Raw genomic sequence first — 15,919 nt, forward strand, 5'->3', positions numbered from 1 at the left:
CCCTGCCCGGGCGCCTGCCTGCTGGGCGGCGGCCTGCCCCTGCCCTGCCCCGCCTGCCTGGTCCCGGGGATGTGCCCCGGCGGCTGCCTCCCCCACCTGCTGGGACGTTGCGGCGGGTCGAAGCACTGCTACGCCTGTAGCCTCGCCGGCATCGGCGCCAACGCCGCCAACGGCCGCAAGGGGCTGTGCGGGAAGTACGAACACGTCTACGCCCTGGACCCCAGCTACGTCGATCGTCGCACCGGCCAGGTGTGGGCCTCCCAGCAGACCGGCGTGCCGATGGCCGTGCCCCTCGCCCCGAACGTCCGTCACACGATGGAATACGGCTGGGGCATGCCCAGCAGCCGACTGGTGCCGATCTCCCGCCCGGGCCCGCCGAGCTGGCTGTACGGCCCGCCGGCCGGGGTGCAGGTCGAATTGCCCAACACCTTCCACTCGAAGCAGGGCAAGACCCGCCCCTACATCCCGGAACACGGCCAAGGCCTGCCCCGCACCGGGATCGCGTTCCCCCGGACGCTCGACAGCGCCCGCAACCGCTGAGTCCATGACGCCGTCCGACTCCCGCACGACTCCCTGACGGGTCGTCGCGGGAGTCGGCAGAGCGTCCCCGAGAGTCAGACCCCGCTTTTCTTCCCGGGCCTCGCGCCCGTTCCCGTCACCCGCATCCCCCCGGGAGGACACGATGCCCACCCGCCTCATTCGCCTTCACATCTCCCCCGTCGTCCTGAGCCGGCTCGCCGCCGGTCTGGCGCTGACCGCGGCCGCCTCGGCGCCCGCGTTGGCCGCGGGACCGCAGGGCACGCCCGAGGGCGTCGTCCGCACGGTCGCCGCCGAATCGCCGGCGCCGGCTCCCGCCGCAGACATCGACGCCGACGCCTCGATTCGCACCTGGAGCGGACCGGAGCAGATCATCTCCGGCCCGATGAGCGGCTCGGCGTACGGCTCGGCGTCCGTCTACACGGGCGTCGACGGCGGGATGACGAACTACGTTCGCACCGACCATCCCCCCCTCGATCCCCGGCTGAGCAACGACCCCGCCGCCAGGGCCCGCCTGTGGGCGGCGAGGAACGCGATGCAAACCCGGGACGTGCTCCCGCCGCACCTCGCCGGATACGACGCGTATCTCCCGCCGGATCACGGGTGGCAGATGCCGATCGGATACCCCGTGCAGCGGCAGGTGCTGCCGTACACGAACTACTTCCCGCACCAGTGGTACGGGTTGCCGGGTTCGCAGAAGCCGCGGGTCGCCCCGCATGTCTTCATGCCGACCGACACCACGCAGCTGGGCTACTCCTACCAGCACGTGCCGACGTGGCAGCCGGCGCCCGCGGGCGCGTTCCCGGCCCCCCCGGACCCGCGCACGATTCACCGGACCGAGCAGGCCGGCGGACCGGACATCGGCGTCTACCCCGGCCATTACTACGGCGAACCGCGCGTCGGCCATCATCACGGCTCCATCCACGATCCCGTGACCGGTCAAACGATCTACGGCGGGACGTACGGCGCCATGCAGGGCGGAACGATCGTCTCGGAACCGGCCGCGCCGACGATCAACTACGGCCCCGCGCTCGGCGTGCCGGCCTCCCCCGAGCCGGACGTGCAGGTCGAACCGCTGCCCAGCAGCACCGAACCCCTGCCCGGCAGCGATTCCCTGCCCGGCGCCCCGGTGCCCGACGACGCCGTCGCCCCCCCGGCCGTCGAGGCCTGAGCCCCGCCGCGGCCGTTCGCTTCGAACGCCGGACCGGCTTCAGGACGACGAGGCGAAGAATTGTCTTCGCGGCGCTGTCCCCCCGCTCCGGCGCTTTCCGTTGGAAGGCAGTGAGGATGGACCCCCGGGCGGTTTGGAAGGGCTGCCCGACGGATTGCGGTAAGGAATGGTGAAATTGATTGTCGCGAACCCGCGGGGATTGATCCCCCGCGGGTTCGCTCTTTTTCCATCTGGCCGCAACACGCGGTCGACGGGTCAGCGCACAGGCTCCGGGGAGCGGAACGCCCTCCTGGACACGAGCCGCCGTTGTTCGCCCGCACACCCGGCCGTCGATTCTGGAGTGCGCTGGGCGGATCGGTTCTCGCCGCGTGGGGGCCGTGGTGGGCGACGTGGCTGTGGAGCGTGACGGCGCTGAGCTGCTCCCACTGCCACCGCGTGCTCGGAGCGATCGCGCTGTTCGGACCGGGGGCGCTGCCGGGGCACCTGCTGGCCCGGCAGTTCGGCCTGGATGACGGCTCGTGGATCATGCCGGCGCTGTGCGTCTCCTCCGCGGGAGCGTTCGTCATCCTGCTGACCGCTCTCGCGGTGTGGCTGCCCCGCGGCCGCTGGGCGGTCTGGCTGACGGCGGCGCTGTCCCAGGCGGCGCTCGCCCCGTTGGTCGTGGCGGCGGTCCGCATGTAGCGCTCGCCGGCGGTGACGACCGGCCCGGTCAACGCCGCGTTCGTCGGTCGAGCCATGCCAGCCCGGCGACCCCGCCGAGCGTCGCCAGGTTGAACAGCCCCGCCTGAAACAGCACCTCGGAGCGTTTCGCCGGGTCGTCCAGATCGAACCCCACCGCCCACCCCAACAGCGCCGGCCCGCCGGTGAGAACCGCGGCGAACGCCGCCCACTTCGCCGCCCACCGCGTGCGGGGCGAGAGGCATAAGCCGATCGCCAGCAGGGCGAACGCGGCTCCGGTCACGGCGCTGGTGAGGGCGAGCACGGCGATCAGATCCAATCGAAGTGCGTGAGCAGGGCTCCCAGCCCGATCAGCGAGAGCACGCTCGCCGCCAGCACGAGCACGATGCACAGGCCGGGCACGCGTCCGCGATCGACCGCGGGGACGTCGGAACGCTGATCGGAGCGCCAGAACCACCAGACCAACCCGCCCAGCGTCAGCAGGGGCCAACAGAACAATGCGACGACCGCGGCGGCGACGAGCAGGTTCTGGTCGGTCACGTTTTCACCTCACGCCCCCCGCCGCAGCACCTTGGCGAAGGGGACGGAGAAGCCCGGCAGCACGTCGCCGCCGGTGAGGGCGTCGGCTTCGGTCAGCACGGTTCCGGCGCCCTCGTCGGGGCCGGTCTCCGGCGTGTGCGCTTCGCAGGTCGCGGGCTGATCGTCGGTCGCGGGATAGATCGTCCAGCAGAGCCGGCAGCCGTTCTCGAAGTACTCCCGCCGCTTGCGGGCCATTTCGGGGCGGGTGTTGTCCGGGCTGACCACCTCCACGCACAACGCCGGGGCGCCTTCGACGTACCCACGACGCGGGAGTCCGTCGGGGTACTGCTCGTCAAGCACCAAGGAGACGTCCGGCGCCCGTTGCAACGTTCCTCCGTAGAGGTCGACGTAACCGTCTGACCCGCCGACCCAGCCGAGGTTGTGCCGCTCCACGTAGTCCATCAGCAGCCACGCGACGCGAATTGCGATCACGGAAGTGGCATAGCTCACGGTCTTCTCGATTAAGGTGCCGTCGACCAGTTCGCACAGATCCCCGCTATCCCGCAGGCGTTCCGCGTCCTCCCGGGTTGCCGTCCCGGGCGGCGGCGTCGTCCGCACCCGCCACGCCGGCAGCGAACCGAACCGCTCCGCCAGTTCGGCGACGGTGAACGGACGGCGGGCCGTCTCCGGGGATGCGTCCGCCGTCGGCGGCGTCTTCGGGGACGGCGGCGGGTCGAGGAGGTGCGGCATCGTGCGAGGCAAAGGGGGGACGAGACCTGTCGTATCAGTCTACACCACCCGCCACGCCGGCTCGCGAACCCACCCCGCCGGGCAAACCTCTGGCGAGCCGGGGGGCTTGTCCCCCCGGACCGGGCTTGGGAGACGTCGCCTCCCGCTCGGTTCGCTGCGCTCACCGGTCCGGGGGGATGAACCCCCCGGCTCGCCTGCCGCTCTAGGCCACCACCCGCCACACCGGCTCGCCCGGTTCCGTGGGCGGCAGTTCCTCGCACCGCCAGGCCGCCGGGAGGACGTGGCGGGCGAACCACGGTGCGAACGCCTCGGGCGCAGACTCCGGATTGGCCGGGTCGTGCCACCAACAACCCTCGTCGGCGCTCACGCCCACGTCCGCCAAGCAGGCGGCCGCGTCCGTCGAGTCGCCGTCGCGGGCGAAGCGGGCCGCGTGGGCGACCGCCGACGCCACTGGCTCCACTCGGCAAGCGTCGCAGTCGTTCACCTTCACGCCGTCTCGGATCGCGACCGCGGCCTCCGTCAGCGGCGCCCAGTCCGGCTCGTCGCCCTCGCCGTTGAGGAACCAGTCGCCCCGCAGCACGTCGGCGAGGGCGGACAGATGGTCGCGGGCTTCGGGGTTTTCCGCGATGCCGTCCCAGCAGTGCAACACCGTGCGGATCGCATTCACGCAGAGCCAGCAGAGCCGAGCGTGCCCCCGTCCGCCGGGATGCGGGTCCCCCGAATCAAACGAGCCGAACGCGGGGAGCAGGCGGACGATATCGCCGCGGCCTTCGAGTTCCAGATCGGGGTACGCCTCCGAGAACGTCTCGATGAACGCTTCCTCCGCCGTCTCCCACGCCGGGTCCGGCTGAAAGCTGAACGCCGTGCTGTCCGGCCCCTCGGGGACGGGGGCGTCCGCCGCCGCGGCCCACGCGGCGGCTTCGACTCGTAGCGGTTCCGGCAGGATCGGGTCGAGGTCCGCGGCGGTCGGCGCCGGCACGGTTCTACTCCTCCTCGCCGCCGGCCGCTTCAGTCTTGGGTTCCGTCTCGGGCGCGTCGGCGGCGGACGGCTCCGCGTCGCCGTCAGCGGGGGTCGCGTCGCCTTCGGCGGGGGTCGCGTCGCCTTCGGCGGGGGCTGCGTCGCCCTCGGGCGTCTCCGGTTCCGGCAGCGCGGGGGGCGAATCGTGCAGGTTCCGGACCTCCTCAGAGGCGGCGAACTGGTCGATCTCCGCGTTCTTCAACTCCGTCTTCATACCCGGGGCGGCCGGGCTGACGGTGGCGAGGATCGCCTTCACGCTGGGCAGCACGTCCGGGTCGCCCCAGGCGTATTCGCCCCGCATGATCGGCCGTTCGGAGGCATCGCCGTAGAGCATCACCGGCCAGGCGGCGAGCACGCGATCGCCGCACAGGATGATCACCTCCGGGGCGAGCATCTCGATCTGGTCGAGCAGTCGCTCCTGATGAGCCAGTGCCCAGTTGACGACGCCGCGGGCCGGGGAGTCGGCCAGTTCGGGGCCGCCGCCGGTCTTCTTGAGGTTGATGATCGCCGTGTTGGCGGTCATGTGGCGGGCCGAGACGCGACCGAACTTCTTCGGCACGGCGCCTTCCAGCAGGATCGCCGCCCAACGGCCCAGGCCCATGCCGAAGACGCCCGGCGGGCCGTCGTCCGACAGCAGCTTGCGCATGTCGCCGGCCTCTTTGACGGACTCGTCCGTTTCGAAGTCCGGCTCCGCGGTGACGAACAGCGCCTTCAGCGGCGCCTTGCCCCACGCCTCTTCGTCGATCGCCCCGTCGAGCACGAACGCCTCCTGCTCCTCGGGGGAAAGCTCGGCTTTCCACTCGTCGAAGAACGTGTCGTCGGGCAGGGGCATTCGAGAAACCTTTCGGAACGGGACCGCGTACGAACGACGCGGGACCGCTTAGACTACCGGGAAAGGGGCTTGACGTTCCACCGCACGGGCGTTCGCCCCCCGCCGCGGCGCGGAATTCGCACTCGGGCGCCCGCAAAGCCGGTAGGAGGACGCCCCGCCCGAATCTAGCCCCGCCTATCCCCACACCCACCCTAGCACCCCGGTGAGGAGCGCCGCCGCACCCATCGCGACCGCGGCGCTCAGGACCGTCAGTGCCAAGCCGTTGACGAAGTTGTCCATATAATCGTCCGGCCGATCCAGCGGATCGCGGTACTTCCACCAATACCACGCCGTGCCGCCGCCGGCGACCAAAAGCCCCCAGGCGCCGAAGCACAGGGCGACGAAAGCCGTCATCGGTCAAGCCGCCGTCGAAGCCGTAACCGGCTCGCCGACGCGCCATTTGACCGGTTGCTCCGCGTCTCGCAGGACGCGGCGGTAGAGGGTGTCACGCTCGACGGGTTCGCGGCCAGCTTCGCGGATCAGGCGGTGCAGTTGCTCCACGGTGAGGCCCTCGGGCGTTTTGGCGCCGGCGTCGTGGTAGATCTCCTCGTGCACCACCGTGCCGTCGAGGTCGTCGGCGCCGAAGGCCAGCGCCGTCTGGGCGGTCTTCTCGCCCAGCATGATCCAGTAGGCTTTGACGTGGTCGAAGTTGTCCAGCATCAAACGGCCCAAGGCGATCATCCGCAGATCGGTCACGCCGCTGGGCTTGGGGATGTGGTCCAGCTTCGTGTTCTCCGGGTGGAACGCGAGGGGGATGAACGTCTGGAAGCCGCCCGTTTTGTCCTGCTGATCGCGGAGCCGGACCATGTGGTCGATCCGGTGCTTGGCCTGTTCGACATGGCCGTAGAGCATCGTCGCGTTGCTCCGCAGACCGGCCCGGTGGGCGGCGTCGTGCACGTCGAACCACTGCTTGCTGTCCGCTTTATGTTCGCAGATCTGCGACCGCACTTCCGGGTCGAAGATCTCCGCTCCGCCGCCGGGCAGACTGCCGAGGCCGGCGTCGATTAATTGCTCGAAGATCCATTCATAGGGCTTCTTGGTCATGTGGGCGAACCAGTGGACCTCCACCGGCGTCCACGCCTTGATATGCAGTTCCGGCCAGGCGTCGTGGATCGTGCGGATCACGTCGACGTACCAGTCGAATTTTTTCTTGTGGTGCAATCCGCCGACGACGTGAATCTCCGTGGCGCCTTTCTGCTTCGCCTCGGCGACGCGGTCGTGGATGATCTTTTCGTCGACCGTGTAGGCTCGTTCGTCGCGCAGGTCCGCACGGAACGCGCAGAACTTGCACCGATAAATACAGACGTTCGTCGGGTTGAGGTGCAGGTTGGTGTTATAAAACGCCAGATCGCCCCACCGGCGTTGCCGGACGACGTTCGCCAACCGGCCGAGCGTCAGCACGTCGACCGATTCGTCGAGGAACAGGCCGTCCTCGAACGACAGCCGCTCGCCGGCGTGCACTTTGGCCTCGACGGCTTGGAGGCGGGGATCGGCGGGGTCGGCGAAGGCGGGCATCGGGGCGGTTCTACGGTCCGGGGTTCCAGAAGGGAACCGCCCCGCGGGGTCGCCGTTCACCCCACGGCCAGCAGATCCGCCACTTTGCAGGCGAACCCCGGCAGCGCGGGGCTGGTCAGTTCGTCGCTCTCCGCGAGCGTCAGCGGATCGTTCTCAGGGTCTCTGTGCACGCGCAACTGCCGAGTCGGCCCGTCCAATACCCAGACTTCGGCGACGCCGGATTGGAGATATTCGACGGCTTTCGCCCGAGTCTGCGGCCAACTGTCGGAGGGGCTTTTTACCTCCACGGCCAACTCCGGGGGAATGCGGAGCCAATCGTCCAAGTCGTAGTTCTCTTGCGGCCCCAATCGCTCCTTAGAGATAAAGATCACGTCCGGCCCGCGGAGGGTGTCCGGGTTCTCCTGAACGACGTAGCCGGTGTCGTTGGAAAGGACGTGCCCCCTCTCAAAGTAGTTCGTCCAGACAGTCAATCGAGTCGTAACGATTGAGCAGTAGGCGCCGTGATGATGGACGGGCCGCGGCACTTCGACGATCTCCCCGCACACGAGTTCGGTCGGCGGGCCAGCATCCCGCATCTCGCGAAACTCCGCCAGCGTCACGCCGGTCGTGCCGGGCACGGCGATCGGTCGAGGGTCGGCCGGAGCGTCGGGCTTCGGCGGGGCGGTCTGGGAGCGGGTGACCATACGAAGCCTCCGGGAACGATGAACCCGATTCTACCACACCGCCAGATCGATCCCCAACACCGCCAGCAGGCCCAGCGAGATCACCGCGTTCACCGTGAAGAACGCTTTGCCCACGCGGCTGAGATCGTCCGGCCGGACGAGGGCGTGTTCATACATCAATAATCCGCACACGCCGACGACCCCGGCGAGGAACGCCCAGCCGAGGTCCGCGGCGTGCCACAGACCGAACAGGCACAGACCGCACAGCAGATGGCCCGCGGCGGCGATCTTCAGCGCCGCGGGGATGCCGAACCGGGCCGGCACGCTGTTCAAACCGGCCTCGCGATCGAATGCCGCGTCCTGACAGCTATAGAGGATATCGAACCCCCCGACCCACAGCAGCACGACCGCCGCCAGCCACAGGGCCGGGGGTTGGACAGAGCCGCTGATTGCCAGCCAGGCGGCGATCGGCGCCAGCGCCAGCGCCGCGCTCAACCACCAGTGACATAACCAGGTCCACCGCTTCGCCAGGCTATAACCCAGCAGCCAGGCCAGTACCGGGAGCGATAAATACAGCGGCCAGCGGTTCGGCAGGAACAGCAGCGTCGACGCGACGAACCCCGCGGAGCAGATCAGGGTGAACAGCGCCGCGGCCGTCGGGGAGACGATCCCCGCGGGCAGATGCCGGCTCGCGGTGCGGGGGTTGGCGGCGTCGAGGTCGCGGTCGACCAGCCGATTGAAGGCCATCGCCGCGGCTCGGGCCGTCGCCATGCAGAGCGTCACGCCCAGCAGATCCCACGCGATTTTGACGGCGTCCGCCTCGGTCGCCCGCCAGGCCAGCAGGGCCGCCATCAGGGCGAACGGCAGGGCGAACACTGTGTGACTGAACCGGATCAGCCCCAACCAATCCGCGATCGTCGCCCGGCGCGGGGCGGGAGCGGTTGCGGGTGCGGGCGGGGAGGAGACGGCGGTCATGTGCTCAACCTACCGCATCGCCTCCCGGACCCTTCACCCTTCACGGCGAACGATCGCTTGCGGTTTCGCGGGTGCCGGATGAGTCTTCGACGCCCGCGACACCGCAAGCGATCAGGCCGCGGCGGCGAGCGATTCGCTCGGCTCGTTCTGCTCGATCAACGGGGCGGCGTCGGCGGAGACGCCCATCACCTGCACCTCCCGGCGCTGCGAGAGATCCAGCAGTTCGCCCGGCGGGCCGCCTCGGCCGGCGGCGCCGCCGGGCGGGTCCAGCTCCAACAGGGGACGGCTGTAGTCGGCGGTCGTTCGCACGACGCGGCCGCGGCGGCCGTCGTCGAGTTTCACGCGACTGCCCAGGGGGAACAGCGATACCGCCTTCAACAAGCCCCGCACGGCCTCGGCGTCCAGCGCGCCGGCGCCGGCTTCCTTCAGCACATGTCGAATCGCGTGATGCGGCGCCAATGCCGGGCGGTACGAGCGGGACGCGGTCAGCGCGATAAAGGAGTCGACCACCGCGGCGACCTTCGCCAGCACGTGCATTTGCGATGCGGTGCGGCGGCGGGGATAGCCGGAGCCGTCGCAGCGCTCGTGGATCTGATAGGCCACGAACGCCGACCGCGCGGGCACCTCCCGGGCGCTTTTGAGGGCGTCGAACACCAGCACGGGGTGCTTGGTGATCTCCAGGAACGCCGCTTTGCCCAGCGGGCCGGGGGTCTCGTAAACGGCCGGGTCGATCCGCAGCATGCCGGCGTCGTGCACCAGAATGCCGATCATCAGTTCCCGCAGCGTCGAGCGGTCCAGCCCCATCACGGCGCCGACCGCCGCGCCCAGTCGGGCCGCATGGACGCCGTGCCTCGTCAACCGATTCCCGCCATGCGGACTGAGGGCGATGCAGACGAACAGATCGCGATCCTCGGCGAGTTCGTCCAGAGCCGCGTCGGCCAAGCCGGTCAGGCCGGTGAGATTCACGCCGCGGCCGTCGGCGATCTCCCGCTGAATCGCGGCGGCTTCGGTGACGGCGTCGCCGATCGCGGCGATCGTTTTCTCCCACCGGTCGGGGTCCAGAGGGGCGCCGGTGCGATCGGCCAGTTCGTCGCGAAACGGATTGTCCTGCGGCGGCAGCGCGAGGCCGCGACCGCTCATGGCGATCTGGTCGAGCGCTTCGGAGGTCGGGTTTGACGCCGCCGCCACCACCCCGGGGCGTGTGGGCGGCGCCTCGGTCGCCTCGCCCTGCGGCGTGCCGGCGAGCAACTTGGCGACTTCCCCCGCGTGCACCATCACGGAGACCAGCCCCCGCGCCACCAGCTTCGCGTGGAACGTGTCGGTGATCACCATCCCCGCGTTCAGCAGCAGCACGCCGCGCTCGTCCAGAATCGGCGTTTGCAACGTGGTGCCCCGCTTGAGGTCGCACAGCCGCATCGCGACGTACTCGTCCTGCGAAGGCATCTCCACCGTCGCGGCCGATTGCGGCGCGGCGTCGGCGTCGGCTGCGGCGTCGGGCCGGTCGGCGAGATCAGGAGCGGCGTTCGACACGCGCAATCGGGCTGGGAGGAGGCGATCCCCGAGGGAATCGATTCGGGGGACGACCGGGCCCTCATGGCGCGGCGGGTGACTGGGAAACGCTAGGTCAATTCCCTATGGCCCGGCGGCGGAACGCCGGGCGACCGGTTAGAATCCCCGTTCAAACGGCGTTTCGCGCCCGCGCCTGCCGACGGCGCCGGTTCTGTCGCGCCCCCGCCCCCGTCGATCCCCGCCGCCGTTCGTCCCCATGCCGTCGTCCCGCACCCTCGTGGTCGAGGTCGGCAACAGTCGGTGGAAAGCCGGGCTGTTCGCGGCCGCCGCCCCGGACGGAGCCGAACCGGACGAAGCTGAGCCGGACGGTGCCGCCCCGGAACCGCTCGCCACGCTGCGGGTCGCGCACGGCGAGAACCCGGCGCCGCCCCTGCGGGCCTTCCTCGCCGAATACGCCCCCGACGGAGCAAACGACGGCGCCACCGCTGGATCCATCGCACATGCGACCTGGGCCGGCGTGAACCCGGCCGGCGCCGCGGCGCTGCTGGCCGCCTGGCCGACCGACGCCTGTCCCGCCCCGACCGAACTGCCCCGCGCGACGCTGGACCGGCTGATCGCGAATCGCACCCGCCAGCCGGCGCGGGTCGGCACGGATCGTCTGCTGAACGCCCTCGCCGCCGCCGCCCTCGCCCCGCCGGGAAGCCGGTTCGCCGCCGTCGCCGACTGCGGCACCGCCACGACGATCGACACGGTGCGAATCGGCGACGGCCCCCCGGAGTTCCTCGGCGGAGCGATCCTGCCGGGGGCGACGCTGTGCGTGAAGGCGCTCCACGCCCACACCGCCCAACTGCCGGAGATCGATTTGCACGGCGACGCCCCCGCCGACGGCCGCGACACCGACGCCGCGATCCGGTTGGGCGTGCTCGAAATGCAGGCCGCCGCCGTCGATCGACTGCTGGGCGGTTGGGTCGACGGAACGGCCTTTCAGATCCTCACCGGCGGGGCCGCGGGACTGACGGCCGACCGCTTGCGTCGCTGCGAACCGCACCTCGCCCCGCACCTCACCCTGACCGGCCTGTTTCTGGCCTCGCGGGCCGGGCAGCAATGAACGCGAGGGATCGGCAGCCCGAGGCGCAAGCCGAGGCCGTCTCGGCGGGCCACGCGGGAGAACCTCGGCTTGCGCCTCCGGCTGCCGGCCGACCGAACAGCGGCGTTCCCACCGCCGCGCTGCTCACGCCGCCGGGTCGCGGGGCGGTGGCGGTCATTCGATTGATCGGTCCGCCGACGCTCTGCGACGCCGCGTTCGCCGCCGCGAACGGCCGGCCGGCCTCCGCGCAACCGCTCGATCGCACGGCGTTCGGGCTGTGGGGTTCGAAGCCGGACGAGAACCGGCCGGGGGAAGAACTGATCGTCGTGCGGACCGCCGAAGGCGAGACCGAAATCCACTGCCACGGTGGGCTCGCCGCGGTCGAAGGGGTCTTCGCAGACCTGACCGCCGCCGGGGCGACGCGGGTGAGCTGGGAGGAGCAGGAACGCGACCGGGCCGGGATTCTTCAAGCGGAACTGTCGGCCGCGCTGGCCGCCGCCCCGACGGTGCGGTGTGCGGGGATCATCCTCGATCAGGCGTCCGGCACGCTGGCCGAGGGGTTGAGCGATCCGTCGCAGCACGCGGCGATGCGGGAGCGGATCGAGTTCGGTCGCCACCTCACGCAACCGTGGCTCGTGGTGATCGCCGGACCGCCGAACGCCGGGAAGAGTTCGTTATTAAACGCGATCGCGGGCTATAGCCGGGCGATCGTCTCCCCGACCGCCGGCACGACGCGGGACGCGGTGGGGGTGACGGTCGCGATCGAGGGCTGGCCGGTGCGATTGACGGACACCGCCGGCCTGCGGGAAACGCTCGACCCGCTCGAAGCCGCCGGCGTCGCCAAGGCCCGGGAAACGCTCGCCGAGGCGGATGCGGTGATTCAGGTCGCGGACGGCACGGACCCGGGCGATCTCGATGCGGTCCTCCCGCACCCGCGTCGCCTGCGGGTCTGGAATAAAATCGATTTATCGACCGCCGGCCCGGTTCCCGCAGGCTGGCGGGGCGTCTCCGCGGAAACCGGCGAGGGATTGAAGGAGCTGTCGGCGGCGCTGTCCCGGTTATTAGTCCCCGCCCCGCCGCCGCCGGGCACGCCGGTTCCGCTGACGAACCGGCAAGCGAGCATGATTGGTGGGTGAGGGAGGCTTCCTCTTCTCCCCTCGCCCCCTTTTGGGGGAGAGGGGTCGGGGGTGAGGGGGCTTGCACCGACCGATGCCCCCTGACGTCGCGCTCGCTCTTGAGTTCAGCGTTCATCCCGTCGCTCCAGGGACGGGTGCGTATGAAGGTTCGCTCACCCTCACCCCCGGCCCCTCTCCCTGAGGGAGAGGGGAGCAAAAGCAGGGCGTCACGTCGTGATCTCGTCGATCGCCCCCTCCTCCAACACGCTCATCGCCTTCCATTTGCCGCCGATAAAGCGGGCGGTCATGCCCAATCCTCCGCTGACGATATACGCCGTGCAGCAGGCCCATGCCCAAAACACACCGTCGCGGCCTTCCCAGTGACCGCCGCCCAGCACGCCCCAGGCGGTCGGGGCGACCATTAATCCCCAAGCACAGAAGATCGTCCACAGCGCGGGAAAGGTCGTATCGCCGGCCCCCCGCACCGCGCCGCCGAAGACCACCGCAAAGATATCGAACAAGCTGTAGGCCGCGACGAACTTCAACAGCGCCGGCGCCGTCGCCCACAACGCGGCGGTTTCGCCGGGGGTGAAGGAGTCCCCGTCGCCGAGATATAATTCAATCAGCGGCCCGGGGAACAGAATGAAAATCGCCCCGCTGACGCACATCATCGCCGCCCCCGACGCCGTCGCCAGCCAGCCGGTGCGCACCGCCAGATCGGGGCGTCCCTCCCCGACGCGATGCCCCACGAGGATCGTCGCGGCGCTGCCCAGCCCGATCGCCGGCAGGAAGCAGAGGGAATTGAGATTGAACGCCAGCGTCGTCGCCGCCAGTTCGTTGCGTCCCAATCGTCCGACGAGGAATAAAAACGCCGTCAACGCGACGACGTCCGCGGCCATATTCAGCCCCGTGGGCAACCCGACTTTCAACAGCTTCGCCGCCATCGCCCGATCGAACCGGGCGTGAGAATAAATGCGGATCTCCCGGCCGGCGCCCCGAGTCATACACAGCAGATAGAGGCCGCAGGCGACGACGAAGCTCATCGCCGTCGCCGCTCCCGCCCCGGTGATGCCGTACGCCGGGATCTCGCCCAGCCCCCACGGCAGGCGGGCGCCGAAGATCAGGATCCAATCCAGTCCGATATTCGCCAGCGCCGCGGCGAGGTTCACCGCCATCACCACGCTCGTGCGTCCGCGGCCGGCGTAGAACCCGGACAGGGCGAAGCTGGCGACGGTGGGAAACGCCCCCCAGCAGAGCATCTGGAAGTACGCGATCTCCGCCCGCCGCACCTCCGGTCCGTGCCCGGCGAGATCGAACAGCGCCCCCGCCGAGGGGGCCAGCGCCGCGAAGAACAGCGCCGCGAGCACGGCCGCCCACACGCCCTGCCAGACGGCAGTCGCGGCCCGGCTCGGTTGCCCGGCGGCGGCGTTCTGGGCGACGAACGTCCCCACCGTCATTCCCACCCCTAAAAAGGGGCTGAGCACCGCCCATTGCAGCATCCCCGCGGGCATCGACGCCGCCAGCGCCGCCGGGTCAAAGCGAGCCAGGAACACCCGATCCGCGACGTGCGCCACGCCGACCGACCCCGTGCTGATCGCCAGCGGCGCCGCCACGGCCCACAGTTCGCGCAACGACCCGGCCGGGTACGACGAGGGCGGCGGCGAGGCGGGGACGTCCATGCGTCGGGCAGAATAGCGAGCCGGGGGGCTTGTCCCCCCGGACCGGGGGCGAGCGAGCGTCCGAGGTCGGTTGAACGGGGGTTCCGACCGCATTAGCGTCGATCGATTCGTTCCCGCCCCGTCCGTGTCTCCCGCTCGACACTCTCATGACAAGATCCCTCGCATTTGGTTCGCTCGGCACGCCCCTCGTCTTAGGGGGATTGCTGGCCTGTCTCGCCGCCCCCGCGTCCGCGGAGGTCACGCCGGCCCCCGTCTTCGGCGACCACATGGTCCTGCAGGCCGGGGTGAAGGCGCCGGTGTTCGGCTCGACGGAGCCGGGCGGCAAGGTGGTCGTCTCCCCCACCGTCGTGACCCGCGGCAAGGGCGAGGCGGAGTTCACCTTCTCCGGTCAGCAGGGCGCCGCCGCGACCGCCGACGAAAACGGCCGCTGGCAGTGCGAAATCGGCCCGTTCGACGCGGGAACCGAATTGATCCTGATCGTCCTCGACGCTGACGACGCCACCGAGGAAGAGCAGCAGACCGCGATGCTCGGTTCCCTCAAGGATCCGCAGCCGGACGGCGCCAACAAGAAGGTGTTCACCGACGTGCTGGCCGGCGACGTCTGGCTGTGCAGCGGGCAGTCGAACATGGCGTGGGCGCTCCAGCAGACCATTGACGCCGACCGCGAGATCAAAGCCGCCAAGGACGATTCCGTCCGGTTGTTCACCGTCCCGCGCAACAGCGTTCGCGAACCGGTCACGACCCTGTCCGGGGAGCCCGGCGCCGGCGAACCCTCCAACGCTCAGTGGGTCAAAGTCAGCCCCGAATCCGCGGCGAGCTTCTCCGCGGTCGGCTACTACTTCGGCAAGACGATCCACGGCGCCATCGGCCAGCCGGTCGGGCTGATCGATTCCAGCTGGGGCGGCACGCCCTCCGAAGCCTGGACGCGGCCCGCCTCGCTGGAATCGCTGGAAAGCGCCGGCCCCCTGCTGAAACGCTGGGAGGAGACCCCGGACGACAAAACCAACCGCCCCCATCACCGTCCCGGCGTGCTGAACAACGGCATGATCGTCCCGCTGGTCCCCTTCGCCCTCAAAGGCGCGATCTGGTATCAGGGCGAATCGAACGCCAGCCGGGCGGAGCAGTACGACGAGATCTTCCCCGCGATGATCGAGGACTGGCGCGAGCAGTTCGGGCAGTCCATCCCCTTCTTCTGGGTGCAACTGGCGAACTTCAAGGCCTATCAGGACGACCCGAACTCGCCGTCCGAGTGGGCCGAACTGCGTGAAGCCCAGGACAAAACGATCGACGAGCTGAACGACGTCGGCCAAGCCGTGATCCTCGACATCGGCGAGGCCCGCGACATTCATCCCCGCAATAAAGAGGACGTCGGCAAACGTCTGGCCTACGCGGCGCTGGAGACCGCCTACGACATGGACCTCTCCGGCCAACTCAGCCCGCGGATGGAAGACGTCCAGATCGACGGGCAGACCGCCACGGTCACCTTCGACGTCGACGGCGACGCTCTTCAGATCCGTCGCGACAACTATGAGGCCGGCCCGAACGAGGCGCTCAGCTTCACCGTCGCCGGGGCGGACAAGAAGTTCTACCGGGCGAAGGCCGAAGTGACCGGTCCGAACACGGTCAAGGTGACGGCTCCGGCGGAGGTCTCCGAGATCGCCAGCGTCCGGTACGCCTGGGCGGACAACCCGCAGGTGACGCTGTTCAACACCCGCGGCCTGCCCGCCGCCCCCTTCCGCACCGATGACTGGCCCGGCGTGACGGACGGAAAGTATTGAGCCGTTCGTAACTCCCCTCGCCCCCTTTTTGGGGGAGAGGGGCTGGGGGTGAGGG

17 protein-coding genes are annotated in these 15,919 nt (G+C 69.9%); 6 read left to right on the plus strand and 11 right to left on the minus strand.

Annotated elements, in window-relative coordinates:
• The 3 genes from LzC2_RS15395 to LzC2_RS15405 all read left to right on the plus strand — a co-directional run.
• On the plus strand, positions 1 to 540 hold a 540-nt coding region (locus LzC2_RS15395; protein WP_171188586.1), incomplete at its 5' end, for a hypothetical protein.
• Between the two features lie 142 nt (positions 541 to 682).
• Positions 683 to 1,708 (plus strand): hypothetical protein, encoded by a 1,026-nt coding sequence (locus LzC2_RS15400; RefSeq protein ID WP_171188588.1) that lies wholly within the window; start codon positions 683 to 685, stop codon positions 1,706 to 1,708.
• Positions 1,709 to 2,014: 306 nt separating this feature from the next.
• On the plus strand, positions 2,015 to 2,389 hold the full coding sequence (locus tag LzC2_RS15405; protein WP_171188590.1) for a hypothetical protein: 375 nt from the start codon (positions 2,015 to 2,017) through the stop codon (positions 2,387 to 2,389).
• A 28-nt stretch (positions 2,390 to 2,417) separates the two neighbouring features.
• Here the strand turns inward: LzC2_RS15405 and LzC2_RS15410 are convergent, their stop codons facing one another.
• The 10 genes from LzC2_RS15410 to LzC2_RS22875 form a co-directional block, all read right to left on the minus strand.
• Positions 2,418 to 2,705 (minus strand): hypothetical protein, encoded by a 288-nt coding sequence (locus LzC2_RS15410; RefSeq protein ID WP_171188592.1) that lies wholly within the window; start codon positions 2,703 to 2,705, stop codon positions 2,418 to 2,420.
• A complete protein-coding gene (locus tag LzC2_RS15415) occupies positions 2,696 to 2,926 on the minus strand; it encodes a hypothetical protein (RefSeq protein ID WP_171188595.1) in 231 nt (76 codons plus the stop codon). Before LzC2_RS15415 ends, LzC2_RS15410 begins: the two co-directional genes overlap by 10 nt.
• A gap of 9 nt (positions 2,927 to 2,935) precedes the next feature.
• Positions 2,936 to 3,655, minus strand: a complete 720-nt coding sequence (locus LzC2_RS15420; RefSeq protein ID WP_171188597.1) for a Uma2 family endonuclease — start codon at positions 3,653 to 3,655, stop codon at positions 2,936 to 2,938.
• Positions 3,656 to 3,857: 202 nt separating this feature from the next.
• Positions 3,858 to 4,634 (minus strand): hypothetical protein, encoded by a 777-nt coding sequence (locus LzC2_RS15425; RefSeq protein WP_171188600.1) that lies wholly within the window; start codon positions 4,632 to 4,634, stop codon positions 3,858 to 3,860.
• A 4-nt stretch (positions 4,635 to 4,638) separates the two neighbouring features.
• On the minus strand, positions 4,639 to 5,505 hold the full coding sequence (locus tag LzC2_RS15430) for a hypothetical protein (protein ID WP_171188584.1): 867 nt from the start codon (positions 5,503 to 5,505) through the stop codon (positions 4,639 to 4,641).
• A gap of 174 nt (positions 5,506 to 5,679) precedes the next feature.
• The gene (locus LzC2_RS15435) at positions 5,680 to 5,898 is read right to left on the minus strand and encodes a hypothetical protein (RefSeq protein WP_171188602.1); all 219 of its coding nucleotides are present in this window, start codon (positions 5,896 to 5,898) and stop codon (positions 5,680 to 5,682) included.
• Between the two features lie 3 nt (positions 5,899 to 5,901).
• Positions 5,902 to 7,059: an aminofutalosine synthase MqnE gene (mqnE, locus tag LzC2_RS15440; RefSeq protein ID WP_171188603.1), complete on the minus strand. Its 1,158-nt coding sequence runs from the start codon at positions 7,057 to 7,059 to the stop codon at positions 5,902 to 5,904.
• Between the two features lie 56 nt (positions 7,060 to 7,115).
• Positions 7,116 to 7,742 (minus strand): Uma2 family endonuclease, encoded by a 627-nt coding sequence (locus LzC2_RS15445; protein ID WP_171188605.1) that lies wholly within the window; start codon positions 7,740 to 7,742, stop codon positions 7,116 to 7,118.
• 30 nt (positions 7,743 to 7,772) lie between these two features.
• A complete protein-coding gene (locus LzC2_RS15450; RefSeq protein ID WP_171188607.1) occupies positions 7,773 to 8,696 on the minus strand; it encodes a UbiA-like polyprenyltransferase in 924 nt (307 codons plus the stop codon).
• Between the two features lie 111 nt (positions 8,697 to 8,807).
• A complete protein-coding gene (locus LzC2_RS22875; protein ID WP_171188609.1) occupies positions 8,808 to 10,226 on the minus strand; it encodes an HD-GYP domain-containing protein in 1,419 nt (472 codons plus the stop codon).
• A gap of 235 nt (positions 10,227 to 10,461) precedes the next feature.
• Here LzC2_RS22875 and LzC2_RS15460 point away from each other — a divergent pair, with 235 nt between their 5' ends.
• Both LzC2_RS15460 and LzC2_RS22880 read left to right on the plus strand, forming a co-directional pair.
• Complete coding sequence (locus LzC2_RS15460; protein WP_171188611.1) at positions 10,462 to 11,313, plus strand: type III pantothenate kinase; 852 nt, start codon at positions 10,462 to 10,464, stop codon at positions 11,311 to 11,313.
• Positions 11,314 to 11,459: 146 nt separating this feature from the next.
• On the plus strand, positions 11,460 to 12,428 hold the full coding sequence (locus LzC2_RS22880) for a GTPase (RefSeq protein ID WP_171188620.1): 969 nt from the start codon (positions 11,460 to 11,462) through the stop codon (positions 12,426 to 12,428).
• A 206-nt stretch (positions 12,429 to 12,634) separates the two neighbouring features.
• On the opposite strand, the gene LzC2_RS15470 is transcribed toward LzC2_RS22880, so the two are convergent.
• Entirely contained in the window at positions 12,635 to 14,086 is a 1,452-nt protein-coding gene (locus LzC2_RS15470; RefSeq protein ID WP_171188622.1) for an MATE family efflux transporter, read from the minus strand.
• 146 nt (positions 14,087 to 14,232) lie between these two features.
• On the opposite strand from LzC2_RS15470, the gene LzC2_RS15475 reads away from it, so the two are divergent.
• Positions 14,233 to 15,864: a sialate O-acetylesterase gene (locus LzC2_RS15475; RefSeq protein WP_171188624.1), complete on the plus strand. Its 1,632-nt coding sequence runs from the start codon at positions 14,233 to 14,235 to the stop codon at positions 15,862 to 15,864.
• Positions 15,865 to 15,919: the final 55 nt, after the last annotated feature.

Origin of the sequence: Alienimonas chondri (assembly GCF_013036045.1) — a bacterium.
Classification (GTDB): domain Bacteria; phylum Planctomycetota; class Planctomycetia; order Planctomycetales; family Planctomycetaceae; genus Alienimonas; species Alienimonas chondri.

Excerpts from the sequence above, each read along its gene's own strand:
- LzC2_RS15450 (WP_171188607.1), bottom strand. The coding sequence starts at position 8,696 with ATGACCGCCGTCTCCTCCCCGCCCGCACCCGCAACCGCTCCCGCCCCG.
- LzC2_RS15400 (WP_171188588.1), top strand. The coding sequence starts at position 683 with ATGCCCACCCGCCTCATTCGCCTTCACATCTCCCCCGTCGTCCTGAGC.
- LzC2_RS15475 (WP_171188624.1), top strand. The coding sequence starts at position 14,233 with ATGACAAGATCCCTCGCATTTGGTTCGCTCGGCACGCCCCTCGTCTTA.
- LzC2_RS15420 (WP_171188597.1), bottom strand. The coding sequence starts at position 3,655 with ATGCCGCACCTCCTCGACCCGCCGCCGTCCCCGAAGACGCCGCCGACG.
- LzC2_RS15445 (WP_171188605.1), bottom strand. The coding sequence starts at position 7,742 with ATGGTCACCCGCTCCCAGACCGCCCCGCCGAAGCCCGACGCTCCGGCC.
- LzC2_RS15470 (WP_171188622.1), bottom strand. The coding sequence starts at position 14,086 with ATGGACGTCCCCGCCTCGCCGCCGCCCTCGTCGTACCCGGCCGGGTCG.
- LzC2_RS15460 (WP_171188611.1), top strand. The coding sequence starts at position 10,462 with ATGCCGTCGTCCCGCACCCTCGTGGTCGAGGTCGGCAACAGTCGGTGG.
- LzC2_RS15430 (WP_171188584.1), bottom strand. The coding sequence starts at position 5,505 with ATGCCCCTGCCCGACGACACGTTCTTCGACGAGTGGAAAGCCGAGCTT.
- LzC2_RS15435 (WP_171188602.1), bottom strand. The coding sequence starts at position 5,898 with ATGACGGCTTTCGTCGCCCTGTGCTTCGGCGCCTGGGGGCTTTTGGTC.
- mqnE (WP_171188603.1), bottom strand. The coding sequence starts at position 7,059 with ATGCCCGCCTTCGCCGACCCCGCCGATCCCCGCCTCCAAGCCGTCGAG.